This window comes from Nocardiopsis mangrovi (genome assembly GCF_042653925.1).
GTDB lineage: Bacteria > Actinomycetota > Actinomycetes > Streptosporangiales > Streptosporangiaceae > Nocardiopsis_B > Nocardiopsis_B mangrovi.
On sequence record NZ_JBHSFQ010000018.1, the window covers coordinates 43,566 to 69,180 of the forward strand.

General features: G+C 70.7%; 21 protein-coding genes. 14 read left to right on the top strand and 7 right to left on the bottom strand.

Annotation, left to right across the window (positions count from 1 at the left end):
- Positions 1–4 precede the first annotated feature (4 nt).
- Positions 5–856 carry an IclR family transcriptional regulator gene (locus ACFO4E_RS18225; protein WP_378576383.1) on the bottom strand — a complete coding sequence of 284 codons (852 nt, stop codon included), beginning with the start codon at positions 854–856 and terminating at the stop codon, positions 5–7.
- Between the two features lie 215 nt (positions 857–1,071).
- On the opposite strand from ACFO4E_RS18225, the gene ACFO4E_RS18230 reads away from it, so the two are divergent.
- The 3 genes from ACFO4E_RS18230 to ACFO4E_RS18240 are packed head-to-tail and all read left to right on the top strand — an operon-like array spanning position 1,072 to position 4,086.
- Positions 1,072–2,721: an OPT/YSL family transporter gene (locus ACFO4E_RS18230; RefSeq protein ID WP_378576385.1), complete on the top strand. Its 1,650-nt coding sequence runs from the start codon at positions 1,072–1,074 to the stop codon at positions 2,719–2,721.
- 19 nt (positions 2,722–2,740) lie between these two features.
- Complete coding sequence (locus ACFO4E_RS18235) at positions 2,741–3,448, top strand: AroM family protein (protein WP_378576386.1); 708 nt, start codon at positions 2,741–2,743, stop codon at positions 3,446–3,448.
- Positions 3,445–4,086, top strand: coding sequence for an aspartate/glutamate racemase family protein (locus ACFO4E_RS18240; protein ID WP_378576388.1), 642 nt, complete (start codon positions 3,445–3,447; stop codon positions 4,084–4,086). Before ACFO4E_RS18235 ends, ACFO4E_RS18240 begins: the two co-directional genes overlap by 4 nt.
- A gap of 74 nt (positions 4,087–4,160) precedes the next feature.
- On the opposite strand, the gene ACFO4E_RS18245 is transcribed toward ACFO4E_RS18240, so the two are convergent.
- Positions 4,161–5,363: an IS110 family RNA-guided transposase gene (locus ACFO4E_RS18245; protein WP_378576390.1), complete on the bottom strand. Its 1,203-nt coding sequence runs from the start codon at positions 5,361–5,363 to the stop codon at positions 4,161–4,163.
- A gap of 240 nt (positions 5,364–5,603) precedes the next feature.
- Here ACFO4E_RS18245 and ACFO4E_RS18250 point away from each other — a divergent pair, with 240 nt between their 5' ends.
- Both ACFO4E_RS18250 and ACFO4E_RS18255 read left to right on the top strand, forming a co-directional pair.
- On the top strand, positions 5,604–6,554 hold the full coding sequence (locus ACFO4E_RS18250) for a DUF1177 domain-containing protein (RefSeq protein ID WP_378576392.1): 951 nt from the start codon (positions 5,604–5,606) through the stop codon (positions 6,552–6,554).
- 119 nt (positions 6,555–6,673) lie between these two features.
- Positions 6,674–7,171 (top strand): SMI1/KNR4 family protein, encoded by a 498-nt coding sequence (locus ACFO4E_RS18255; protein WP_378576394.1) that lies wholly within the window; start codon positions 6,674–6,676, stop codon positions 7,169–7,171.
- Positions 7,172–7,378: 207 nt separating this feature from the next.
- On the opposite strand, the gene ACFO4E_RS18260 is transcribed toward ACFO4E_RS18255, so the two are convergent.
- Positions 7,379–8,281 (bottom strand): alpha/beta hydrolase, encoded by a 903-nt coding sequence (locus ACFO4E_RS18260; RefSeq protein ID WP_378576396.1) that lies wholly within the window; start codon positions 8,279–8,281, stop codon positions 7,379–7,381.
- Between the two features lie 56 nt (positions 8,282–8,337).
- Entirely contained in the window at positions 8,338–8,955 is a 618-nt protein-coding gene (locus tag ACFO4E_RS18265) for a GNAT family N-acetyltransferase (RefSeq protein ID WP_378576398.1), read from the bottom strand.
- 124 nt (positions 8,956–9,079) lie between these two features.
- Here ACFO4E_RS18265 and ACFO4E_RS18270 point away from each other — a divergent pair, with 124 nt between their 5' ends.
- Positions 9,080–10,156, top strand: a complete 1,077-nt coding sequence (locus ACFO4E_RS18270) for a GntR family transcriptional regulator (protein WP_378576400.1) — start codon at positions 9,080–9,082, stop codon at positions 10,154–10,156.
- A gap of 57 nt (positions 10,157–10,213) precedes the next feature.
- On the opposite strand, the gene ACFO4E_RS18275 is transcribed toward ACFO4E_RS18270, so the two are convergent.
- Together ACFO4E_RS18275 and ACFO4E_RS18280 are read right to left on the bottom strand one after the other, a co-directional pair.
- Positions 10,214–10,816: a response regulator transcription factor gene (locus ACFO4E_RS18275; protein ID WP_378576402.1), complete on the bottom strand. Its 603-nt coding sequence runs from the start codon at positions 10,814–10,816 to the stop codon at positions 10,214–10,216.
- 19 nt (positions 10,817–10,835) lie between these two features.
- A complete protein-coding gene (locus ACFO4E_RS18280; protein WP_378576404.1) occupies positions 10,836–11,957 on the bottom strand; it encodes a sensor histidine kinase in 1,122 nt (373 codons plus the stop codon).
- A 247-nt stretch (positions 11,958–12,204) separates the two neighbouring features.
- Between ACFO4E_RS18280 and ACFO4E_RS18285 the strand changes: the two genes are divergently transcribed.
- The 8 genes from ACFO4E_RS18285 (at position 12,205) to ACFO4E_RS18320 (ending at position 21,360) form a co-directional block, all read left to right on the top strand.
- A complete protein-coding gene (locus tag ACFO4E_RS18285; protein ID WP_378576406.1) occupies positions 12,205–13,089 on the top strand; it encodes an ABC transporter ATP-binding protein in 885 nt (294 codons plus the stop codon).
- Between the two features lie 35 nt (positions 13,090–13,124).
- Entirely contained in the window at positions 13,125–13,841 is a 717-nt protein-coding gene (locus ACFO4E_RS18290) for an ABC transporter permease (RefSeq protein ID WP_378576408.1), read from the top strand.
- A 164-nt stretch (positions 13,842–14,005) separates the two neighbouring features.
- Positions 14,006–15,895, top strand: coding sequence for a S9 family peptidase (locus ACFO4E_RS18295; RefSeq protein ID WP_378576410.1), 1,890 nt, complete (start codon positions 14,006–14,008; stop codon positions 15,893–15,895).
- A complete protein-coding gene (locus tag ACFO4E_RS18300) occupies positions 15,888–16,694 on the top strand; it encodes a DUF3159 domain-containing protein (RefSeq protein WP_378576411.1) in 807 nt (268 codons plus the stop codon). Before ACFO4E_RS18295 ends, ACFO4E_RS18300 begins: the two co-directional genes overlap by 8 nt.
- Before the next feature lie 207 nt (positions 16,695–16,901).
- Positions 16,902–18,188, top strand: a complete 1,287-nt coding sequence (locus tag ACFO4E_RS18305) for a DUF418 domain-containing protein (RefSeq protein ID WP_378576413.1) — start codon at positions 16,902–16,904, stop codon at positions 18,186–18,188.
- 296 nt (positions 18,189–18,484) lie between these two features.
- Positions 18,485–19,255: a GOLPH3/VPS74 family protein gene (locus tag ACFO4E_RS18310; RefSeq protein WP_378576414.1), complete on the top strand. Its 771-nt coding sequence runs from the start codon at positions 18,485–18,487 to the stop codon at positions 19,253–19,255.
- A 130-nt stretch (positions 19,256–19,385) separates the two neighbouring features.
- The gene (locus ACFO4E_RS18315) at positions 19,386–20,159 is read left to right on the top strand and encodes a DUF3159 domain-containing protein (protein ID WP_378576416.1); all 774 of its coding nucleotides are present in this window, start codon (positions 19,386–19,388) and stop codon (positions 20,157–20,159) included.
- Positions 20,160–20,421: 262 nt separating this feature from the next.
- Positions 20,422–21,360, top strand: a complete 939-nt coding sequence (locus ACFO4E_RS18320; protein WP_378576418.1) for a polysaccharide lyase — start codon at positions 20,422–20,424, stop codon at positions 21,358–21,360.
- Positions 21,361–21,849: 489 nt separating this feature from the next.
- Here ACFO4E_RS18320 and ACFO4E_RS18325 read toward each other — a convergent pair whose 3' ends face one another.
- Positions 21,850–25,026: a Shedu anti-phage system protein SduA domain-containing protein gene (locus ACFO4E_RS18325; RefSeq protein ID WP_378576420.1), complete on the bottom strand. Its 3,177-nt coding sequence runs from the start codon at positions 25,024–25,026 to the stop codon at positions 21,850–21,852.
- Between the last annotated feature and the right edge of the window lie 589 nt (positions 25,027–25,615).

Genomic DNA, 25,615 nt, shown 5'->3' on the forward strand with positions numbered 1-25,615 from the left:
CCTCCTAGGAGTCGGGCTGAAGGCGCGGGGAGCGGGCGCCGTGCCCCCGCCGCCAGTCGCGCCTCGGGGGTTCGGGGCGGCGGTTCGACAGGAGCCCGGTGAGCTCGTCGGCCGCCGCCAGGAGCTCGGGGAGGTGGTCGAGTAGTTCGTCGCCGTGCGCGGACAGCTTGTTCTCGACCAGGGTGAGCGACCCCACGGGCCGCACGCCGCCGAACACCGGGGCGGCGAGCGCCCGCGACGAGGAGTCGTACTCGCCCTGCGACAGGGCGTACCCGGCCGTGACCGTCTCGTCGAAGAGCGCCTCCACCCCCGCCTCGTCGACCCGGGTGAGCTCGGAGAACCGGGCCGAGGGTCGCCCGATGAGGAGCGAGCGGCGGTCCGCGGGTTCGAGGAAGGCGAAGTACGCGCGCGACGTCGCCCCGGCGTGCGCCGGGTAGAGCTCGTCGATGAACGGGTGGGACCGCCGCGGCCCCTCCCTGCCGCTGACGGCGGCGATGCAGCGCACGTGCACACCGTCGGGCACGCAGAACAGGGCCGTGCGGCCGGTCCCGCGCGCGAGGTCGGCGAGCATCGGCTCGGCCAGCGCCGAGAGGCCGCCGGACCGCTCCCAGAGCGCGGCCGTCCGCCAGACGGCGGGGCCGATGCTGTAGCGCCGGGTGTCGGGGTCGGCGCGCAGGAACCCCTTCCCGGCCAGGGACGCGAGCAGCCGCTGCGCCGTCGACTTGGACAGGCCGAACTCCTCGGCGAGTTCGAGCACCCCCCAACTGGAGCGGAACTCGTCGAAGCTGAGCAGGATGTCGAGCGCTCGGTCGACGGTCTGAAGGGGACCGCGCTCGCCGGTGGGGCCGACTGTCATGCGCTCACCCTACGACGCACCCGAGTGTTCATATGACGGTCCCGGCTCCCGAAACATGATTTTAACTCCCAGATAGTGGGAAACATTTGCCGCCGGGCCGAATGGGGAGGCAGCCTGTCACTGTGCCGTAGGAAGCCTGTGACCTGGTGTTTCCCGGCGCGCTCCCACAGGATCGCTCCGTCCCCGTGGACGCGGCCCGTCCCCTGAGGTTGACCATGGAAACACCCGCCACCGGTTCCGCGTCCGCGGAACGCGACCCCGGGGCCGCGCGCCACCCGAGAGCGCTCGAACCCGTCGTCGTCGCCGTCACCGTCCTCGTGAGCATCCTCGGTGCCGCCATCGGCATCCACATGATCACGACGCTCGGGGTCTCCCCGAACACCAGCGTCATCGGCGCCGTCATCGCCATGCTCATCGGCAGGGCCGGGTTCCTCGGGCTCCGCTCGATGCGGGACACCAACCGCCAGAACCTCATCCAGACGTCGATCTCCGGCGCGACGTTCGCCGCGGCCAACGCCCTGCTCACCCCGATCGCGATCCCGTACCTGTTCGGCCGGCCCGAGCTCGTGTGGCCCATGCTGGTGGGCGCGTCCATCGGCCTGGTGATCGACGCGCTCGTCCTCTACAAGGCGTTCGGCTCCCGGTTCCTGCCCGCCGACGCCGCGTGGCCGCCCGGCGTCGCCGCCGCCGAGACCATCAAGGCCGGCGACCGCGGCGGACGCCAGGCCGCCCTCCTGGTCGGCGGCGGGGTCGTGGGGGTCGGGGCGTCGTTCCTCGGCCTGCCGATGTCCGCTGCGGGCGTCGCGATGATCGGCAACATCTGGTCGCTGCTGATGTTCGGCATCGGCCTGCTGGTCTCGCAGTACGCGCCGGCCCTGTTCGACATCGACCTCAGCGAGCACTACGTGCCGCACGGCGTCATGATCGGCGCGGGCCTGGTCGCCCTCGCCCAGATCGTCGTCATCCTCGCCGGGCGCCAGAGCAAGCGGGAGGCCGAGCGCGAAGCCGCCCGCGCGGTCGCGGCCCAGGACGACCCCTCGCTCGCCTACACCGTCTCGAGGAGCCAGTTGGGCAAGGTCCTCGGATCGGGCTACGCCTTCTTCGTCCTCGGCGCGGTCGTCCTCGCGATCACCGGCGGGGTGTGGGCGGACCTGCCCTGGTGGGGCGTCGTCGGCTTCGTCCTCTTCGCCGGGGTCGCCGCCCTCGTCCACGAGCTCATCGTGGGCCTGGCGGCCATGCACGCCGGATGGTTCCCCGCCTTCGCCGTCACCCTGATCTTCCTCATCATCGGGCTGGCGCTCGGCATCCCCGCGATCCCGCTCGCCCTCCTGGTCGGCTACTGCGCCGCCACCGGCCCGGCGTTCGCCGACATGGGCTACGACTTCAAGGCCGGCTGGATCCTGCGCCGCGACCGCCGCCCCTACACCGCGTTCGAACTCGACGGCCGCCGGCAGCAGCTGCTGTCGTCCATGATCGGCTTCGCCGTCGCCATCGGCATGGTCGCGCTCCTGTGGCGCGGCCTGTTCGAGGGCGGCAGCATCCCGCCCACCGCCGTCGTCTACGCCGACACGATCAAGGCCGGGCTCACCGATCCCGCCGTGCTCGTCCAGCTCGTCCTGTGGGCGATCCCCGGGGCCGTGATCCAGCTGCTCGGCGGCGCCGGGCGCCAGATGGGGGTCCTCCTGGCCACCGGCCTGCTCATCGCCACCCCCAACGCCGGCTGGCTCGTCCTCGCCGCCCTCGCGGTCCGCATCCTGTGGCGGCGCTACCGGGGTGCGCAGGGCGAACAGGAGACCGGGCTCGTCGGCGCGGGGCTCATCGCCGGCGACTCGATCTACTCCGTCGGCACCATCTTCGGCCGCTGATCCCGGGAGAGAGGCACTGATGACACGGCTCGGCATCATCACCATCGGCCAGGCACCGCGCCCGGACCTCACCCCCGAGGTCGCCGCCCTGCTGCCCGGCGTCGACATCGTCGAGCGCGGCGTGCTCGACGGGCTCACCGCCGACGAGATCGCCGCGCACCCGCCCGCGGCCGGGGACCACGCGCTCACGACCCGGCTCGCCGACGGCTCGTCCGTCGTGATCGGGGAGTCCTTCGTGCTGACCCGCCTGCCCGGGGTCATCGCCGGGCTGGAGCCCGAGGTCGACGCGGTCCTGCTGGGCTGCACCGGCGGCTTCCCCGCTCTGGAGCACACCAAGCCGCTGTTCGTCCCGGACCGCATGATCGCCCTGGGCGCCGCCGCGCTCTCCGGCGACGCCGGGACAGTCGGCGTCATCTGCCCGCTGGAGGAGCAGCGGCAGGACACGGTCCGCAAGTTCTCCCGGTACCTGTCCGCCGGCGCGCGGGTCCTCACCGGCGTCTGCTCCCCGTATACGGGGACGCCCGGCGAACTCGCCGACGCCGCACGCGGGCTCGCCGCCCGGGGCGCCGGCGTCCTCGCCCTCGACTGCATCGGCTACACCGAGCAGATGCGGGCGCGGGCCGCCGCCGCCACGGGGCTGCCCGTCGTCCTGGCCCGCTCCGTCTCCGCCAGGATCGCCGCGGAGGCCCTGGACTCCAGCCGCGCCTGGACGGAGGGCGCCGCATGAGGATCGGCGTCATCCGCGTCGTCACCACCACCGACGACGACTACCTGAACTCCCACGGCCGCGTGATCGAGGCCGAGCAGGGCGTGGCCACCGTGTCGCGCTGCATCCCCGATCAGCCCCGGGGCGTCCACGACGCGCCGAGCTTCGCGGCGGCGGCGGAGAAGGTCGCCGACCTCGCCGTCCGGATGGAGCGCGACGACGCCGTCGACGCGCTGCTGATCAGCTGCGCCGCCGACCCCGGACTGGACCCGGCCCGCGGCCGCGTCCGGATCCCGGTGATCGGCGCCGGATCGGCCGCGGCGGCCCGCGCCCTGGAACTCGGCGACCGGGTCGGGGTCCTCGACCTCACCGCCGAGACCCCGCTGTCGGTCACCTCGGTGCTGGGCGGACACCGCGTCGCCGCCATCGTGCCCGACGGGGTCACCCAGACCCACCACCTGCGCACCGAGAGCGGGCAGGCCGCCTCGGTCCGCGCGGCCGAACGGCTCATCGCATCGGGCGCCGACACCATCATGTTCGCCTGCACCGGAATGACGACCATCGGGCTGGCCGCCCTGCTCCGAACCCGCGTCGACGTGCCCATCGTCGACGCCGTCCGCGCCGGCGGCGCGGCAGCCGCGGCCGCGGCCCGCGGCTGAGACCACCCACCCGTCCCGACTGGAGGATTCCCAATGAAGTTGTCAAGCCGGGGCGGTGACGGATCGTGAGATCCTCAGGCCGCCGCCACGGTCAGCCTCATGGGAGGTGCCGCCACGTAGGGTCGCCCGTCGCGAAGCATCGCCCACAGCACGTTGACCCGGCGTCGGGCCGGCGCGATCACCGCCTGGGTATGCCGCTTGCCCTCGGCCCGCTTGCGTTCGTAGAACGCCCTCGAGGCCGGGCAGCAACGGACGCTGACCAGGGAAGACATGTAGAACACCCGCATCAGCCGACGACTGTAGCGCCGGGGGCGGTGCAGGTTGCCGCTGATCCTGCCCGAGTCGCGGGGGACCGGGGCCAGGCCGGCGACGCCGGCCAGCCGGTCCGGGCCGGCGAAGGCGGCCATGTCGCCGCCGGTGGCGGCGATGAACTCCGCCCCGAGCAGGGTGCCGATGCCGGGCAGGCCGGTGATCACCGCGGCGTGTTCGTGCTCGCGAAACCGGGCCTCGATGGCCGCGTTGGTCTCGGCGAGTTCGGCATCGAGGGCGATCACCTCCTCGGCCAGGCGCTCGACCACCGCGGCGGCGGTCTTCTCGCCCCGCACGGTGGTGTGCTGGGCCTGGGCTGCTTCGATGGCGGTCTGGGCCACGCGGGTGGCATTGCGGGCCTTGCGGGCGCGCAGCCACGTCTCCAGGCGGGCTTGGCCGGTCTTCCGCAGTCCGGCGGGGGTCTGGTAGCCGGTCAGCAGGACCAGGGCGGCCTTGGAGGCGCTGTAGTCGAAGGCGCGTTCCAGGGCGGGGAAGTAGCCCAGCAGTTGGTCGCGGAGCCGGTTGATGGCCCGGGTGCGGTCGGCTCCCAGGTCGGTGCGCCGGGCGGTGAAAATGCGCAGGTCGGGGGCGATCTCGTCGAAGGCGGCCAGGGGGTGCAGGTCGCGGCGCATGCGGGCCTGGTCGGCGATGACGAAGGCGTCCTTGGCGTCGGTCTTGCCGTCGCCGCGGTAGGAGCCGGAGGCGTGGTGGACGGTGCGCCCGGGGATGTGGACGAGTTGCTGGCCGTGGTCGAGCAGCAGGGTGATGAGCAGGGCTCCGCCGCCGCTGTTGAGGTCGATCGCCCACAGGACGTCTTCGTCCAGGGCGGTGACCTCCGCGATGAGGCCGAGGAGTTCGGCCTCGTCGTTGGCGGTCTTCTTCGACAGCAGCCGTTGGCCGTCGGTGTCGATCACCGTGCAGTGGTGGTGGGTCTTGCCCGCGTCCACACCGGCCCAGAGCTGGGGCATCGGCTCCTCCGTCATCGCAGTTCGTGTGGGGGTCCCAGCAGACGACCGCGCCGTCGTGTCCTTACACAGCGATCTGTTCGCGCATCCCAATCAGCGGCCGGGTCGTCGCGGGACGCCGGGCGGCCAATCCTCCGAAGCCTTGACTGCGGCTGAACCATGCAAGCCATACCTGGCGTCCCTGGGGTCCTCCCGACCCTACAGACGGTCAGGAACGAACCCCATGAAGAAAGGTAAGGAACCATGTCCTGGAGCCATGTCATCAGCGCCTTCGACCTGCTCGACACCCCCGCGGCCAGTGGAGCGGCCGTGGCCGACCACTGGCGCGCGCACGGCGCGGCCGACGGCGAGGTCGTGGTCGAGACGGTCACCGGCAACGGGGGCGCGACCGACTTCGTCCGCCTGACCGTTCCCGGTTCGAACGGCGCGACGCGCGGCGGCGACGCCCCCACGCTCGGCATCCTCGGCCGCCTCGGCGGGCTCGGGGCCCGGCCGGAGCAGATCGGGTTCGTCAGCGACGGCGACGGCGCCCTGACCGCGGTCGCCGCGGGGGCGAAGATCCTCGACATGCGCCGGAGAGGTGACGTGCTCGATGGCGACGTCGTGGTCGCCACCCACATCGACCCCGACGCGCCCACCCAGCCCCACGACCCCGTCCCGTTCATGGGCTCGGTGGTCGACCAGGACGTCAGCAACGCGCACGAGGTCCTGCCGGCCATGGACGCGATCCTCTCCGTCGACACCACGAAGGGGAACCGCATCTGCAACCACCGCGGCATCGCGATCACCCCCGCGGTGGCCGACGGCTGGATCCTGCGCGTTCCCGACGCGCTGCTGGACATCCTGGCGCGCACCACCGGCCTGCCACCGGTCGTCATGCCGCTGACCATGCAGGACATCACCCCGTACGGCAACGGCGTCTACCACGTGAACTCGATCCTCCAGCCGTCCACGGCCACCGCCGCGCCGGTCGTCGGCGTCGCCATCGTCACCGAGGCCGCGGTGGCCGGGTCGGCCACGGGCGCCACCGACCTGCACACCGTGGAGTCCGCGGTGCGCTTCGTGATCGAGACGGCCAAGGACTACGGCCGCGGGATCGCGGCCTTCACCGACCCGGCCGAGGCCGGGCGCCTGAAGGAGCTCTACGGGAGCATGTCGCGCCTGCGCGGCGCGGCGGCGGCGCCCGCGTCCTGACTCCGGGCCGGGCGGGTCCGCGCCCGGACACGCGGCGGACGGCGCGCCCGGTCGGCGGACGGGCCTGTCGGTGGTCGGGGCTAGCCTGGCGCCCCCTCCACCAACGGAAAGGCCCTCTCGTGAACGAGGACCGCGTCGGGCCGCTCCGTCCGCGGCTGACAACCCCTGACCAGTGGCGCGAGTTCCTGGGCGTCGACTTCGCCGCGGTCACCTGCGAAGGGTGCGGCCACGAGCCCGCCACCCACGAGCAGGTCGATGAGGCCGAGCGCCGCCTGGAGCCGCGCACGCCGCTGCCGCCCAGCTACCGCGCCTTCCTGACCACCACCAACGGCTGGGACGAACTCGGTAACTGGTGCGGGCGCGCCCTCCCGGCACAGGAGATCCAGTGGGCGGCCGACCTCCACCCGTACCTGGCGGACCTCTACGAGGACGACGAGGAGTACGGGCCGCTCTTGGCGGCGGCGCTGACGGTCAACGACGGCGAGGACCTGTGGCTGCTGGACCCGCGCGAGGTCGACGCCGACGGGGAGTGGGCCGCCTACGTGTTCAAGCCCAAGTACGGGGATTTCGACAAGGCCGGTTCGTTCTCCGACCTGTGGCACGACAACTACGGGTAGCCGCGGGACCGAGCCCTTCACCCGCCGCGCCCCCCGCCCGCGCCACGCGTCCGGTGGACGTACCGATCGGTGACCTATGTCGGTCGACATAGGACGTGCGAGGGGTCCGCTCATTCCCGGAACCGGCGGCCGCCCCCGTGCCGCGACGCGGGAGGGGGCCGGACGCGGCGGCCGCCGCCGCGTCCGGCCGGTCCACCGTGCGGCCGGTCAGCGGCCGGCGAGCTCCGCGAAGATCTCCACGATCTCGGGCCGGAAGAACGGCCCGACATGGGGCGCCTCGACGCTGCGCACGTCGGTCGGGTTGTCCGGGGTGAGGCGGTCGGCCTCGCTGATGAACCGGTCCTGCAGCGCCGGCGGGATCAGCCGGTCGCGGGTGAAGCGCACGTAGGTCCGGGGGATCCGGCCCCAGGTCTCCGCCTCGCCCCGGGCCTCGCTCACGGGGATGCCCGCGGGCTCGTCCGGCTCCAGCATGTTGAGCAGCCAGGTCGCCCGGTCGTCGGGGAAGTCGCCGGCGAGGCACTCCTTGATGCCCGTGATCACCGCCGGGTCGGCCGAGCGCCAGTTGATCCGGTTGACCCCCAGGACCGCGGGGTCGCCGACCTGCGCCGCGGTCACATTGCCGACCAGGCTGCCGGCGTTCTCCGGCGCCGCGAAGTAGGCGCTCATGTTCGGCAGGTCCACGCAGCAGAACGCCGCGACGTAGACGACCCGGGAGAGCAGGTCGGGCACCGCGTTGCCGACCCGGCTCACGGTGACGCCCCCCTGGCTGGCACCCACCAGGATCACGGGCCCGCGGCGGTGGGCGCGGCGCACCACCGATACGACGCGCTCGACGTAGTCGTCGAGGGTCGTCCCGGCGAGCGGGGACGGCTCGGCGGCGAGCGCTTCGAGGTCCTGCGGCGCCTGGTAGGCCCGGGGGAAGAACCCTTCGTCGCCGTGGCCCGGCAGGTCGACGGCCACGCCGCGGTGCCCGCGCAGCGCGAGCTCGTTGATCAGCCCCGACCACGAGTACGACGAGGAGTTCGTGCCGTGCACGAAGACCAGGGTGGGCGGTCGGCGGTCGCCGTCGTGGCCGGCGGCGGGGGTCGGTGCTTCATGGTTCGTCGTCATCGGCGTCGTCCTTCTCATCGTCCTGTGGGGTGGTGTCCTGCGGGGTGGGGGAGTGCTCAACCGCGCGGCCGGCGCCACATCGGCCAGAGGGGCGGGCCGTCGGCCAGGCGGACCGGTTCGCCGAGGTCCTCGAAGCCGTGGCGCGTGTAGAAGGCGCGGCTCCGGGGCGAGCTCGCCTCCAGGTAGGCGGCGAGCCCGTCGGCGTCGGCGCGCTCCAGGCGGTGCCGCAGCATCGCCGAGCCGATCCCGGCGCCCTGCCGGCCGCCGACCACCCCCATGCACGGGAGGTAGAGGTGCGCTTCGCGGCCGGGGTGCCGCCGGGCCAGCACTCGGCCCAGGTCCCGAAGGCGCGCGCCGCTTGCACCGAAGACCGGATCGGGGTCCGGCTCCGCGCCTGGTGCGTCCGGGGGATCCTCGGGCGGCGCCTGGCCCGCGGCCAGCGTCAGCCAGACCGACGCGCCCTCGCGGCGGCCGGCCAGGTACGCCTCGCCGGCGGGATGGGTGATCAGGGAGCGGTAGAAGTGCGACTGGAGGCGTCCGCGCTCGCCCGCCTCGCGGAAGAGCCAGTGGACGAGGGGGTCGTCGGCGAACGCCTCGATGAGGACGTCCACCACGGCCTGCTCGTCGGCGCCGCCCGCCGCCCGAAGGAGCGCGTACGGTGTATTCGTTGTCATGCGTACAGAGTACTCAAAAAGCGCGTCTTAAACGCTAAATGCGGAGAATAAGTGTACTAGGGTGCGTGCAGAAGTGAACTAGTACACTAGGGTACGTGGCCGTACCGGGAGATCGGAGACCCCCATGCCGCCGTCGACGCAGCGACCCGATCCGCCCTACCTGCGGATCGTCGCGGAGATCCGCGCCCGCATCCTGAGCGGCGGCCTGCGCCCCGGCGACCGGATGCCGTCCGTCCGGCAGATCGCCCAGCGCTGGGGGGTCGCGGTGGCGACCGCGACCAAGGTCGTGGCGGCCCTCCGTGACGAGGGCCTGGTCGAGGCGAAGGTCGGCTCGGGAACGGTCGTCAGCGCCCGCGCGACCGGCCCGGCCGGCGAGGCCCCGTCCGGCTCCGGCCCGGCCGCCCCCGGCCCGTCCGGCTCCCGCCGGGCCGGCCCCGGCCAGGCCGCCGACGCCCGCGCGACCGGCCGGAGCCGGATCGGCCCCTTGGCGCCGCCCGCGGCACCCCGCACACGGCAGGCCGGCACCGCCAAGCAGGCGCTGAACCGGCGGCAGGTCCTGCGGACCGCCATCGCGATCGCCGACGTCGAAGGGCTCGACGCCGTGTCCATGCGCCGGCTCGCGGCCGAACTCGGCGCCGGCCCGATGTCGCTGTACCGGCACGTGGCGAACAAGGACGAACTCGTGACGCAGATGGTCGACGAGGCGTTCGGCGAGGCGGCGCCGCCCACCCCGGGGCCGGAGGGGTGGCGGGCCAAGCTCGAACTGATCTCCCGCCGGCAGTGGGAGCTGTGCCGACGGCACCTCTGGCTGCCCAGGGCCATCTCGTTCACCCGCCCGTTGCTCGTGCCCAACCTGGCGGAGCACACCGAGTGGACCCTGCGCGCCCTCGACGGGCTCGGCCTGCCCATGTCCACCCGGGTCCGGGAGGCGCTCGCGCTGCACGGGCTGGTCGTCTCCGTCGCCCTGTCCATGGCGGACGAGGCCGAAGCCGAGCAGGAGACCGGTGTGCCGCTCGACCGCTGGCTGCTCGCCCAGCGGGAGCGGACCGCCGCCCTCCTCGACGGCGGACGGTTCCCCCTGCTGGCGACGGTCCCCGCGGAGACGGTGGCGGACCTGGACGGCCTCTTCGACTACACCCTGGCCCGCCACCTCGACGGCTTCGCCGCCCTCCTGGACCGCCGGTCCGGCCCCGGCTCCTGAGGGCGTCCCGCCGGAGCGGCCGACCGCGGGCGCGGAGATCGCGGTGGCCGCCCGCCCCTACAGCCAGTCGTGTTCGCGCGCGTAGCGCGCCGCCTCGTGGCGGGTGCGGGTCTGGGTCTTCTGCATCGCGTTGGAGAGGTAGTTGCGTACCGTGCCCTCCGCCAGGTGGAGCTGGCCGGCGATGTCGGCGACGGAGTACCCGCCGCCGGTCGCGCGCAGCACGTCGATCTCGCGGTCGGTGAGCGGGCAGTCGTCGATGACGGCGAGCGCGGAGACGTCCGGGTCGATCCACCGCTTGCCCGCGTGCAGGGCCGCGACGACCGAGGCGATGTGCGCCGGCTCCGCCGACTTGCTGACGAAGCCCTGGACCCCGAGTTTCAGGGCCTTGCGGAGCACCCCGGGCCGGGCGTGGCGGGTCAGCATGAGGATCACCTGCTGCGGCAGCTCCTTGCGGATCGCCGTGACGGCGCCGAGCCCGTCCACGCCGGGCATCTCCAGGTCGATGACGAGCACGTCGGGCCGGTGGCGCAGCGTGGCCTCGGTGGCCGCCGCGCCGTCCTCGGCTTCGGCGAGCACGGTGATCTCCCCTTCGAGGGGGAGCAGCGCGGCCAGCGCCTTGCGGAGCAGGACCTCGTCGTCGGCGAGCACCACGGTGGTCATCGGTCGTCCTTCCGCGTTGTCAGATGCTGGTGTCGGAGCCCAGGCGCGGGAACGCCGCGGCCGTCAGGAACCGCCCGTCCTCCTGCTCCACCGTCAGTTCGCCCCCCTCGCCCGCCACACGTTCCCTGAGGGTGGAGAGCCCTCGGAGATCGGGCAGCGCATCACCGCGCGCGCCGTCGTTGACGATGGAGATGCCCGATTCGGAGAGGGTGATCCGCACCTGCTCGGCTTCGGCGTGCCGCAGGATGTTGGTCGTGGTCTCGCGCAGGACCTGGCCGAGCAGCTCGCCCGCGCGGGAGTCGACCTCGGCCTCGCGGACGACGCGCACCCGGATGCCCGCGGCCCTGAAGAGGTTCTTGGCGTTCTCCAGCTCCGCGGACAGGTTGAGCCGCCGCTGTGCGTAGGCGAGTTCCCTGGTCTGGGTGATGGTGTCGCCGACGAGGTCGCGCACCTCCCGCAGCTCCTCCTCCACGCGCCCGATGTCGCTGCGCAGCAGCTTCTCGGCCAGCGTGATCTTCAGCTTCACCACGTGCAGCGTGTGCCCCTGGATGTCGTGCAGGTCGCTGGCGAAGCGGATGCGCTCCTGGGCGACGGCCAGCTCCGCTTCGCGCTCCCGCGACTCCTCCAGCTCCGTGGTGAGGCCGGAGACCACCTTGTAGAGCGAGGTGAACACGACCGCCGCCACGGCGTTGCCCCCGGAGACGATGACGTACTGGCGCAGCACCTCGAGGACGCCGTCGTCCGACACCACGAGCTTGGCCGCGACCACCGCCGCGACGAGGGCGGCCGTGCCCAGGATCGCCGCCGTCCGGTGGCGCGGCGACTGGTAGTGGATGACGGTGACCACGACGGCGTAGCCGAAGACCGCGGTCGGGCTGCTCGCCACCAGCACGCCGGCCACCCACACGGCCGCGGTGACCACCAGGCACGGCAGGATGGCGTGCCAGAAGCGTTCGGTCGCCCACCACGAGACCGCCACCAGCGCCGCCACCACACCCAGGGCCAGGATGACGCCCTGCCACCAGTTGTGGGCATCGTTGACCACCAGGAGCGACCCCACGGCGGTGATCGACGCGTGCACGATGCCGCGGTTGACCACGCGCAATTGCCCCGGTGTCGCCTCGGCGTTCTCGGACGTCATGCGGGCCCCTTTCCGGGTCGGCCGCACCGGCAGGGGAGGCGGCCGTGTCGACGGTCGGCGGCGTACGCGGGGACCGGGTGTGCGGACAGGCTCTGGGAGATCGGGCAAAGGAGTCCGCCCCAGTATTGTGCCTGCTCCGCGGTGCCACCAGTGACACCGCGTCATGCCCCTACCCGCAGGAACGTCACGGTCGAGTGGTGACGTGGCCCCACTGCCGGACGCGCGCGCCGGCGGCTGGAATGGGGGCATGTCCTCCACACCGGTCATCGACGTCGAACGTCTGAACCTCACCTACGGCGACTTCCACGCCGTGCGGGACCTGTCCTTCCAGGTGCGGCGCGGGGAGCTCTACGCGCTGCTCGGTACGAACGGGGCGGGCAAGACCTCCACCCTGGAGACCGTCGAAGGCCACCGCGTCGCCACCTCGGGCACCGTCCGGGTCTTCGGGCAGGACCCGCGCGACCGCCGCGCCGTGCGGCCCAGGACCGGCATCATGCTCCAGGAGAGCGGGTTCTCCCCGGACCTGACGGTGCGCGAATCGGTCCGGCTGATCGGGAGCCTCACCCGGCGCGCGGACGACGTCGGACGCGTCCTCGACGTCGTCGACCTCACCCGCAAGGCCGGCACCAAGGTGGCCCAGCTCTCCGGCGGCGAGAAGCGGCGCCTGGACTTCGCCACCGCCGTGTACGGCGGTCCGGAGCTGGTCTTCCTGGACGAGCCCACCACCGGCCTGGACATCCAGTCCCGGGACGACCTGTGGGACGCCGTGGACAAGCTGCGCGAAGACGGGTGCACCGTCATCCTCACCACGCACTACCTGGAAGAGGCCCAGCAGCGCGCCGACCGCGTCGGACTGATGCACCAGGGCGCCTTCCACATGGAGGGGACCGTCTCCGAGCTGACGCGGACCCTGCCGGCCACGATCCGGTTCTCCCTCCCGGCCGCCGCCCCGGCGCTCCCGCTGCGCGCCACGCGTGAGAGCGGGGGGACGTTCCTCATCGAGACCCTCGGCCTGCAGAAGGACCTGCACACCCTGCTCGGCTGGGCGCAGGACCACGCCGTGGAGCTGCGGGAGCTCGAAGCCGGGCCGACCCGGCTCGACGACGTCTTCCGCGCCATCGGCAGCGACTAGCCCCTCACCGAACATCCAGGACAAGGACCTTCGCCATGCTCTCGATCGCCTACGGCGAGCTGATCCAGATCTTCCGGAACCGGCTGGTTCTGGTCACCATGCTCGTTCTCCCCGCGGCGTCCAGCGCCTTGTACATCTACCTGCACCAGAGGATCCCGGCGCTGGCCGTCGGCGGCGTCGCCGCGGTCCTGATCTTCCTGGTCGTGGCGATGGGGCTCTACACGACAACGGTGACCACGCTCGCCTCGCGCCGGCAGAACCTCTTCCTCAAGCGGCTGCGCTCCACCGCGGCCGGCGACACCGGGATCCTCTCCGGGCTGCTGCTCCCGGTCACCGCCATCACGCTGGTCCAGGTGACGGCGATCCTGACCGTGCTGGGCGTGGTCGCCGGCGGTCCGGCCGACGCCATCCTCCTGGCGGTGGCCGTCCTGGCGGCGGTGGCCATGATGCTCGGCCTGGGGCTGGCCACGGCCGGCGTGACGAACTCACCCGAGCACGCCCAGGTGACCACGCTGCCCGTCCTGCTCGGAACCCTCGCCGTGTCCGGCTGGGTGGGGTTCACCGGTACCGAGGAGCTGACCCTGGTCAAGCGGCTGCTCCCCGGCGGATCGGCCTCCGAGCTGATCGTCAACGCCTGGAACGGCGGCGTCGGCGTGACGGACTCCCTCATCCTCCTGGCGCCCACCCTGGGCTGGGTCGTCGTGGCCGTCGCGCTGGCCGCCCGCATCTTCCGCTGGGAGCCGCGCCGCTGACGCCGCCGGTCCGCCCGGGCCCGCCGCCCGATGGGGTACCGCGAGGAACCCCGCACGGGACCGCCCCGGCGGCGGGCCCCCGGGCCCGCCGCCACGGCACGCCCCCCGCGCGGCGCACACCGCGTTCCCGAACACCGCCCCAGAACACCGACGAAAGGAACGACATGGCCCTGCCCGACCTGATCCCGGTCGAGGACCTTTTCGGCCCGCCGGCGCGCACCAACGCCTCGATCTCACCGGACGGCACCCGGATCGCCTTCCTGGCGCCGTGGAAGAACCGGCTCAACGTCTGGATCGAGGATCTCGACGCCGGCTCCGAGCCCCGCTGCGTGACCGCCGACGAGACCCGCAGTGTGCAGGGCTATCTCTGGACCGACGACCCGCGCTGGCTGCTCTACCTCCAAGACGACGGCGGTGACGAGAACTACCACTTGCACCGGGTCGACCTGGACACCCCGGGCGCCGCGGCGGTCGACCTCACGCCGTTCCTCGGGGCCGGCGCGGTAGGCGTCCAGCCGTCCCCCGGGCGGCCCGGCAAGGTGACCCTGTACCTCAACGCCCGCACGCCCGCGGAACTCGACCTCCACGAACTCGACATCGCCACCGGCGAGCTCACCCTGGTGGCCCAGAGCCCAAGCCCCGGGAAGAGCTGGTTCCAGGGCCGCGACGGTGAGCTGCTCGCCGCCGCGGTGAACGCCGACGGCGACTTCGAGATCGCCCGCCGCGACCCGGCGACGGGCGATCTGCGCACGCTGCGGACGCTCGACGGCGCCGACTACCCGGTCGGGGTGTACCTGGCGCAGCTCACGCCGGACCGGACCGGGATGTGGGTCGGCTCCAGCCGGGGCGGCGACCGCGTCCGGCTGGTGCGCATCGACTTGGCCACCGGTGAGGAGACCGAGGTCGACGGCCACCCGGACCTCGAACTCTCCGTGTCGCTCCGGACCGCCGCCGCGGTCGACTCGCCGCTGATCCTCGACCGCGCCACCGGGGAGCTGCTCGGGACGCGCTACCTCGGTGACCGCCAGGTCATCCACGCCCTGGACCCGCACTTCGCCGAGGTCCTGGCGAACCTGGAGGACCTGTCCGAGGGCGACGTCGGCGACCTGTCATCGGACACCACGGGACAGCGGTGGGTCGTCGGCTTCGCCCACGACCGCGACCCCGAGGCCACCTACTTCTACGACCACACCACCGGTGAGTCCCGGCTGCTGTTCCGGCCCCACCCCCGCCTCGACCCCGGTGCGATGGCCCCGATGACGCCGGTGACGATCACCGCCCGCGACGGGCTGTCGCTGCCCTCGTACCTGACCCTGCCCGTGGGCGTCGAGCCATCGGGGCTGCCGATGGTGCTGCTGGTCCACGGCGGCCCCTGGGCCCGCGACGCGTGGGGGTTCAACCCGACCGTGCAACTGCTCGCCAACCGCGGCTACGCGGTGCTCCAGGTCAACTTCCGCGGCTCCACCGGGTTCGGCAAGGCCCACACCCAGGCCGCGATCGGGGAGTTCGCCGGCAAGATGCACGACGACCTGATCGACGCCGTGGACTGGGCGGTGGCGCGGGGCTACGCCGACCCCGACCGGGTGGCGATCTTCGGGACCTCCTACGGGGGCTACGCGGCGCTGGTGGGCGCCGCCTTCACCCCGGACCGCTTCGCCGCAGCCGTCGACGTCGTCGGCATCTCCGACCTCGCGAACTTCATGCGCACCGTGCCGGAGGCCGCCAAACCCCTGCTGATCAACAACTGGTACCGCTACATCGGCGACCCCGAGGTCCCCGGGGAGGAGGCCGACATGCTGGCCCGCTCGCCGATCAGCCGGGTCGACGACATCCGCACGCCGCTGATGGTGGTCCAGGGCGCCAACGACGTCCGCGTCGTGCAGGCCGAGTCCGACAACATCGTCGCCGCCCTGCGCGCCCGCGGGGTCGAGGTCGACTACACCGTCTTCCCCGACGAGGGCCACGGCTTCGTGAACCCCGAGAACAAGATCGCCTTCCACCGCGCGGCCGACCGCTTCCTCGCCCGTCACCTCGGAGGACGACACCGTGACTGAGCCCGACCTCTCCGATCGGCCGGCCACGACTGCGCACGCCCATCGGGACGGAGAACGCACCCCGACCGGCCCCGGCCGCACCACGGACCGAACCGACGAGGGCCCGGTGGGCCCGGAGGATGAGGGCGCCGGCAACGGCGCCGACGATCCCGCCCGGCCGGAGCAGCCCGTCGACGTCAGGCAGGCCGTGATCGACGGGATCGGCGGCCCGTCGGGGATGGTGTACACGGCGCTCCCGGTCGTGGGATTCTCGGCGGCCGTGCCCTTCGTCCCGCTGCCGGCCGCGGTCGGGGTCGCGATCGCCGCGGCCCTGGCCCTGGCCGGATTCCGGATGTGGCGCGGGGAGCAGCTCATGCCGGCACTGGGCGGCGTGTTCGGCGTCGCGGTCGCCGGCGGCGTCGCGGCCTGGACCGGTTCGGCCAACGACTTCTTCCTCATCGGGATCTGGGCCGCACTGGCGGCGGGCATCGCCACCCTCGTCACCGTCATCGTGCGCCGACCGCTGACCGGGGTCGTCTGGAACGCCTTCCACGGCGGCGGCCACGCCTGGCGCGAAGACAAGCCGTCGCTTCTCGCGCACGACATCGCCACGCTCACGGTGGTGGCCATGTTCGGCGCCCGCTTCGCCGTGCGGCAATGGCTCTACCTCGCCGACTCCACGACCGGGCTGGCGATCGCCGACACCGTGACCGGCTTCCCCCTGGCCGCCCTGGCCGCGGTGGTCGTGATCTGGGCGTTCCGCCGCTCCACCAAGCGCCTCACCACGAACACGGACGCACAGGCGCGACCCGGCCACTGACGCCTCCGCCGGCCCGACCGCGGAGCGGCCGCGGTCCACGGGCGGGCGGACGGGCGACGGCCGCCGGCCGGACGGTTGTCCTTCCCGCCTCCTGCCCGCCGGCCGTCGCGCGCTGAACTCCGCCACGCGGCCCCCGCGGCCGGCACGACCACCCGCGACCCATCGCACCGCATCGCGGTGCGCGCACGGAAAGAGGACCTCCCACCCATGACGAGCGCCTATTCCGACGGCGTCCACGAGAGACCCGCGGTCGCCGTCGACGCCCCGGTGCGTTCGACGCCGACCACGGAACGCGTCCTCGCACCCGACCTCGCGCGCGGCATGATGCTGCTGCTGATCGCGCTGGCCCACGTCCCCTGGTTCATCTACGACGCCCCGGCCGGCCTGGCCCTGCTGCACCCCGCTGACGGCAACCTCGCCGACAGGATCGCCCAGGCCGCGACCCTGATCGTCGTCGACGCCCGCACGCACACGATGTTCGGCTTCCTGTTCGCCTACGGGGTCGTGCAGATGCACACCCGGCAGACATCACGTGGAACGCCCCACAAGCAGGCCCGCCGGCTCCTGCGCACGCGGCACTGGTGGCTGCTCCTCTTCGGCGCGGTGCACGCCCTGCTGCTGTGGCAGGGCGACATCCTGGGCACCTACGGCCTGATCGGGCTCATCATGGTCCCGCTGTTCCTAGGCCGGAGCGACCGCACCCTCGCGATCTGGCTGGGCATCCTGCTCGCACTCGGCGCCGTGATCGCCATCGGCACCGCGCTGGCGCCGACGCCGGCGACCGTGCCCGCGACGGCCGACTTCCAGCGGACGAGTATCGCCGAGACGGGCTACCTGGCGGCGGCGGCGATCCGCCTTCCCAGCTGGCTCTTCGGGCTGTTCGCCGGCGTGTTCACCCTCGCCCTGCCGACGGCGTTCCTGATCGGCATGCTCGCCGCCCGCCACCGGCTGCTGGAAGAGCCGTCGCGCCACCTGCCGCTGCTGCGCCGGCTCGCCGTCGCGGGCATCTCCATCGGATGGGCCGCCGGCGCGGTGCTGGCCCTGGTGCACGTGGGCGTCCTCGATCCGGCCTACGGCACGGCCGTCGGCGCGGTGCACTTCTACACCGGGATCTTCACCGGGGTGGGCTACGCGGCGCTCTTCGGCCTCTTCGCGCACTGGATCACCACCCGGGGGAGAGAGCGGGCACTGCCGGTACGGGCGCTGGTGGCGCTGGGGCGCCGCTCCCTCAGCGGCTATCTGGCCCAGTCGGTGGTCTGGGGGCTGTTCCTGGCGGCGTGGGGGCTCGGGCTGGGCGCGTACCTGTCCAGCTGGACGGCGGTGCCGGTGGCCCTCGGCACCTGGCTGCTGACCGTCGCCGGAGCGCTCCTGCTCGACCGCGCCGGCAGGCGCGGCCCGGCCGAGACCCTGCTCCGGACGCTGACCTACCGCAAGGCGGACCGCCACCGCCCGGCGGACGCCGCCCCCGCCACCCCCGAGCGCACGGAGGGGTGACGCCGGCGACGTCCCACGTGGCCCGGCCGGAGGGGCGGCCGGGGCCACGCGCGTCCCGGCGCAACGGGGGAGCGATGACCGGTCCCACGCCCGAGCGGCCGACCGCGGCGGGCGTCCCGGCGCGACGGGGGAGCGAACTCCCGGAGCGGGTTGAGTATGCCGTTACGGCATGGGGTCAGATGGTGGCCGCGGGCGCTAGTGACACGGCGTCATACCCGCGCCACGCGGTACGTCACGGCGACGCGGTGACACCGTCGCACTACCGGGCCGGCGCGGTGTCCGATGGAATCGACAACATGACCGCAACGCCCGGAACCAGCGTCGAGCACCGCGAACAGGCGCACGGCACCGCGCCCGCACCCGCGGCCACCGGCCGCGTGCAGCGGCCGGTCCGATCGACCGCCTCCCGAGGAGCAGCCATGGACTGGACCCTTCCGCAACGGCTCTACCTGCTCAACTTCGACCTCGACAAGAACAAGATCGACTCCAGCACCGCCCTGGTCCGCGGCCAGTTGATGCGCGGGGCGGCAGTGGCCGAGCTGGCCATCGCCGGGCTGCTCAGCGACCAGGACGGCAAGGCCGTGCGCAGCGGCGCGGCGGCCGAGCCGCCGAGCGATCCGTTCCTCGCCGAGGTACTCAGCAGCGCGTCCCCGACCGAGCCGCGCCGCTGGTTCACGGTCGTGGACCGCAACTGGCACCGGGCCGAGGCCGCGGTGCGGGACCAGCTCGAAGAACAGGGAGCGATCACGGTGCATCGGGGGCGGGCGCTGGGGGTCTTCCCGACCCGCCGGCCCAGCCTCCGCGACCCCGGCCAGGTGGCCGGCCTGCGGGAGAGCACGCGGAACACGGCGTTCCTCGGCCGCGACCCGGCCACAGTCCCGGTGGAGGACGCGGTGCTGGCCGTGCTCGCCGCCGATGGCGACGTCTGCTGCACGATCTCCCGCAAGGAGCGCCGCGAACACAAGCAGGCGCTCACCGCGCTGCGCGACCACGTCGACGCCGTCCTGCCCCGGTGGCGCAAGGCGGTCGGCCTCTCCATGACGGCCCGCCGGACCGCCGCGGCCTGACCCTCGCGCGGACGCACCTCCGCGCCGTGCTCCATCGGCGGGCACTCACGCCGCGACCAACGACCACGGCCGGTCGCGTTCGCCCCGAATGCGTCCCGTGCCGGAACCCCATCACCCCCAGGAGGACGAAATGACCCGGACCGCCCCCCACGACACCCAGGACCACTCCGCCTACGACGCCCAGGGTCACCCCGCCCACGACGCCCATGGCCGCTCCCCCTATGGCACCCAGGTCCACTCCACCCACGACCCCGCGACCGCTGAGCCCCAGCCGCCGGTCGACGTCAAGAAGGCGATGCTCGACGGAGCGGGTGGGCCGAAGGGGATGCTGTATTCCGCGATCCCGGTCGTCGTCTTCGCGGCGGCCGTCGGGTTCTTCCCGCTGCCCGTCACGATCGGGATCTCCATCGCCGTCGCCGTGGCGCTCGCCGCCTTCCAGATGTGGCGCGGGGCGCGCTTCGGCGCCGCCTCCGGCGGAGTGATCGGCGTGGTGGCCGCCGGCGGCCTCTCCGCCGCGACCGGTTCGGCCAACGACTTCTTCCTCATCGGGATCTGGGCCGCACTGGCGGCGGGCATCGTCACCCTGGTCTCCGTCATCGTGCGCCGGCCGCTGACCGGGGTCGTCTGGAACGCCTTCCATGGCGGCGGCCACGCCTGGCGCGAGGACAAGCCGTCCATTCTCGTCCACGACATCGCCACGATCGCGGTCACGGTGATGTTCGCGGCCCGGTTCGGGGTGTCGGAGTGGCTCTACCTCGCCGGTTCCACTAGCGGGCTGGCGATCGCCGACATCGTGCTGGGCTTTCCGCTGACGGCACTGGTCGCGGTGGTTGTCGTCTGGGCGTTCCGCCGCACCACCAAGCGCCTCGTCAAGCGCGCCGCCGACACCGCCCCGCAGAGCTGACCCGCCTCCCGGAGCTCCATGTGCTCCCCCTGCGTATGCCGTCCTTCGCCGGCATATGCAGGGGGAGCATGTGCGCGCGTAGCGGCCGATGTCGACGGTGGACGCCAGGATCCCCGAGCCTCCCGCCCAAGGGGAGGAGACCGCGCACCCCTACCGCCTGCGACCGGCCGCGAGAAGAGGGCGGGTCGATCGCCGGAGCGATGCCGCGCCGGCCGGCCCGACCCACCGATACCTCCATCGATCGGAAAGCAAGGAGTCGGCCATGAAGCCGAAGCCCCTCCTCCTCGGCGCCGCGGGCGTCGCCACCCTGCTCACACCCGTCATGCTGTACCCGGGGTCCGCCGCGGAGCCCGCCGCGGAGACGGCGCACAGCGTTGCGGACGAAGCGCAGGCGCCGGCGCAGGAGTACAAGGAGAACGGATTCGAGAGACCCGCCGGAGGCACCGCCTACCCGCTCAGCGAATGGAGCGAGGACGGCTGGAACGCCCCCTGGTCCGTCGGCATGGAAGAACGGACCCGGATCGACGGTTCCACCCCGGCGCACAGCGGCGGCCAGTCGCTGCGCGTGCTCTACCCGGCGGGCGAGGTCGGGCCCGAGGAATCCGGTGCGCAGGCGCCCTTCGAGCTGGCCGCGGCGCCCGAGTACTACGTGTCCATGTGGATCAGGTTCGACGAGGACTTCAGCTGGGGCACCACCAAGTACGCCGGAAAGGTCGGTATCGGCCTCGCGGGTGGCGACTGGTGTTCCGGCGGCCAGACCTGCGACGGCACGAACGGCTTCAGCTCCCGCTTCATCTGGCGGCGCGCGGACGGCGAGGCGGCGCTGTACTACTACCACATGGACAAGGAGGACACCTACGGCGACTACGTCGTCCTGGAGGACAACGGTTCCGTCGTCCACTGGCCCAGGGGCGAATGGGTGAACGTCGTGCAGCGGGTCAAGGTCAACACCGTCACCGGCGGGCAGGCCCGCTACGACGGCGAGATCGAGGTCTTCTACAACGGGCGTTCCGCCGCCGAGGTGACCGGTCTGCGCTTCGTCACCAACGACGACCAGGTGGACACGGCCTACCTCGACAGCTTCGCCGGCGGCGCCACCCCGGACTTCGCCCCCGAGAACGACAGCTACATCTGGTACGACGACATCAAGGTCTCCACCGACCCATCGGACATCTGCGAACTCACCGACAACTGCCCATAACCCGCCCCGAACACCCCGGGAGGGCCGCCCAGACCGGCCCTCCCGGGCCCGGCCCACCATCCCTCTCAGAAGCCGAGGGAAGCACCCACGGGTCCGATACCGGAACAACGAAAAACTCCCAGGACGATGACCTGGGAGTGATGTCGATCGAGTGCCCGAGGGGGAACTTGGACCATTCCTCCATATAAGGCGTCTCCGCTGGTCTTGTCCACAACATTCGCTCTGGACGTGTGGTGACCGTGGTGGGTTCTTCCCGCTGGTCCCGCTGGATGACCATCGCCGCCATGCCGATGTTCGCCGCCGTCGCCGCGGTGAGAGGCATGTCCGTAGGCGCCGACATTCGTGCGTAACACACTGGTCCCTCGTAAGTGTGATGAACGGCCCGTAAGAATCAATCAGGTCGATGAGAATCTGAGCGCGCGGAAGGTCCGAAGCCTCTTCTTAGCCAGCCTTCGAATGCCTTGAGGGCGTATCTACAGATCTCTATATTTACGATAGAGGGTTGGGTCCACCGATGGCGCGCTCAGCGTTGTCGAGTAGATCCTTATACGTGAGGACCTCGACTCGGGAGACCATTGTGTTCAACTTGCGCATCGCCTCATTGATCTCCTCCTCAGGTACATCGGACTGGAGACCTGGGTGCCCGATCAAAACGGTTGCGCTTGCCCGCCTGGTCTCCAATCCGAGTTTCTCCTTGATCTCGTTCCGGTTGCCGTCCAGGTTTACCAGGTAGTTGGCTGCCTGCGCCACGGCATCGTTGACACTGGAGGTGGGAACGTACTCTCCTCGATGTCGCTTGACAAGGCCGTTTTTCAGATTCATTGATCGTTTAAGTTCAACTACGTGCAGGGAGCCGTCGCCACGGATCAGCGGGATGTCGATCTCGTCACCGACGACGAGTCGTCGGTGCGCAGACTCGCCAACGTACTCGCCACCGAAGATCCAAGACTGGCCAATGAGCGCGCTTTGGAGATCCTTTTCCAGGGCGGATGTCCGCTCGACGACTGTGCGCAGCTCTTTTAGTTTAGCGTGACGTCGTCGCAACTCCGCGGCCCGTAGAATCAACTCACCCTCCTCATCGGTAGCAATCAGGCTCAGCGTCTCGGGGGATGAGGCGATTCTCCGGGCTACATCCACGATATCCTCGACGTCGATTCGGCTCTGGACCGCGTGGTCCAACCAGAGTTCAAGCTCGCTGATCCCGCGGACCATGAGGTAGCGACCGGGGCGGTCATACGGGGCCAACATATATGCGGAGTCGCGGTATTCTTTGGCGAATTCTTTTACCAAGTCTCGGGCGCTGGCTTTCGGATGCTTTTTCAGGAATTCCGCTCCCTTCTCAGCGGTATAGCGTGGGTAGATCATGGCCTTCTGCGTCAGTAAGGTGTGCAGGCTTCCATCCCTGGTTCCCTTTCGAAGGAGGTGGCAACGTTCCTGGTAGTCGGGGCGACTGAGTCGGTTCTCGGCGAAGTCCAACGTTTCCTGGAGGTGGTGGACGATCTCCCATTCGTCCACCTCTGCGGCATGGGCACGGGCCTGCCGTAGCAAGGTGAGGAGGGCAAGTCCACCTGGCGGAGGCGTTCTCCCCGAACTCAGGTAGTCGAGGGCGACAGAGATTTGGATCCGGAGGCCCGGGTCTGAGGCTCGCTCCAGAATAGATTTTACGTGACCCCTTATGAGAAAGTCGACCCGCACGTCAGCATCCATTGTCTCCTTGGGTGCGCTCGGAGAGGTCCCGCGTGAGTGATAGGATCGGGGCTTTGCCGGTTTGTTCGGTTGTTGGATAAATCGGTCAATTCGATTCAGTCGTATGCGAATCTGGTGGATGGACTCGTTCCATTGCTCAATTGCTCTCCCGTCCATTCGGGGGTCGTTATTCATGAGGGAAATTCCGTTTAATTCTTCGCGAAGGCGCGTTACATTCTCACCGGTCAGTCCCCTCCAACGCCGAGGCCACTCGTTCACCTCGTTCCACAGGCGGTGGAGTTCACGAGCAGCCTGGTAGTAGGTGAGCTGTCCTTCGTCGAGGAGGCGGACGGCATGGCCGCCGCAGATACTGCACAAGCGGTGTGGCGAGATCTGCAGAAACTCGGCGGGGGTGATCAGATCGACCTTGTGGCCAAGGCCTGGTGCATGTTGGCAGGAAGGTGAATGGGTCCGACCTGAGGAGCGCTGCCGCGCGTTCGTGGTGTAGATCTGCACCTGTGCCAGGTGGGCGAGGGGGAGGCCGAGCCCGCTTCCCTGCTGGAGCGGTTGACCCATAGGCTGGAAGGGGCCGAGATCGAGAGGGGGGTAGCGTGAGTCGAGCAGTGCATATTCCAAGTGCATCGAATAAAATTCCCTCCCGCTCTCTTCGGCGAAGGAACGCAGGTCCGGAGAGACTCGGGCCATGGCGATAAACCTGGCTGCGCGGTCGCTCTCTTCATGGTTGCGCTGTGAGAAGGATATCAGGGAGTGCTCTCCGTGCCTCCTGCTAAGTCGATTCAATCCGTTTTCTTCAAACGGGTCCCGCCGATTTCGATCGGGATTACCGGTTGGTTGCAGAATCCCCTCAATAAGCGCTGAAGGAAGATCCGAAGCACCCGCTATCAACACTCCTTCCCAGCCATTTTGGCAGCGCTCCTGCAGGGCCGGAGGGAAAAGTACTTCGACACCGTGCGTCGCGGAGAAGACCAGATACGGTTGATGCGCAGACGGTGTGCTGTTCTGCAAGCCGATCGTGTCCTGTTCGGTCAGCATCCGCCGCTGGTGCACTGGGCCATCGTCGAGTACGCCGGGAAGCAGCGGAGCGACATCTCGACCGGGAAAGTTCAGCGTTTCTGCGAGCAAGGCTGCGGGATCCGCGTCGGTGGATGCTTCTTTCTCTGTGTACACGACGTCGTACTGTCCGGATTCCTCCTCCAGTCGGTGGGATATCGGTTCTGGAACGCGCATAAGTACGGCGGGATGGCGCCAGTCCGCCGCCATCGTGTAATGGGCGATCACAGCGGCCCACCAGTTGTTCCATGAGATGACCTTGAAATCGCGGAGCTGAAGTAAGACCCATCGGTCTCCAGACACTGGGAAATGCTCGACGGCATTTCGAGTCTTCTGGGCCCAACTCTCGGCGAGTTCCAGCATAGCTTGGGCAGATTCGGTACTTTCCCCTTTGGGGAGAATGTGGTGGACGAGGTCTGCGACCACGTCTTCCGAAACCCCTTCCGGGCATGAAGCGATTCTCCTGGTCCAGCGGTCTTTGAGTCGTTCGAGTGCATCCCGGAGTGCCTCAGTACTCCAAGCTACCGTCGCCCCGGGGAGGCTGAGGGGAAGGTCGCGGCTTTCCATTAGGGTCGCGGCCGCCGCTTCCAAGAGGTGGATGGGGTTGAAGGAGGCTGCATACTCTCGCCGCAACGCCTCGGATTGTTCCGCCTCCTCCTGCAGCGCCGCTTGTGCCCAGGGCGCCAACCAGGGGAAGGGAGCAAGGCTCTTGAGGTGTTCGTGGAGCTCAATCACGGACCAGAGCCATATCCTCTTCGTCATGTCGCGCTCAGAGTAGTCCTCGTCGACATAGTCCGTGTCCTCGAGATCTTCTTCCTCGTCCGATTCCTCCTCGTGGAACCAGCCGCTTTTTTCATCCTCATCCGTATCCCAACCCACGGACCGAACCAGGGCGAGGACGGACTCCACGAACAGCCCGATCGCGGTAAGGGGCGCTCCTCGCTGAAGCGCGTGGCATGACAAGCACAGTCTGCGCATGACATCTGTGGTGAGCGGGACCGATCGCCAATCGGGACTCGTGGCAGGGCCCTCAGGGCAGTCGTGTGCAGTGTGAAGAAGGTCGCCATGGGAGTGGACTCTCAGAGGCGTGCCCGTAAAGGGCCCAAGAGGGACATTGGGGGAGACGCCGGGAAAGGGCATGGGCGGTTCCGCTGGAGCCTGCATCGAGTGAACCAAACGTGAGAGGGTGTTTCTGCCACTCTCTCAAGGGTCTACGACATTCCATGCCCCAGCTTCAGCGAGCCCGAGGGTTCGTGCGTTGGTTCCATGCGGGGAGAGACAGAACGGATGGGGGGCTGAACCAACGTACAGACCGACTCTAGCTGCACCCTGAAAGGCGTCGGAATACCTGGTCGAGGGCCGCGCGGGGTGCCGCCTGTCGTGCGGTCGACCTGCGGCTCCGCAATGACCCGCTTCAGCGGGCCCTGAGCACTGGCGCCGATACCGAGATGATCGTGGTCCCGTTGTGAGCCCCATACCCCCTGCTGACCCGTATGTA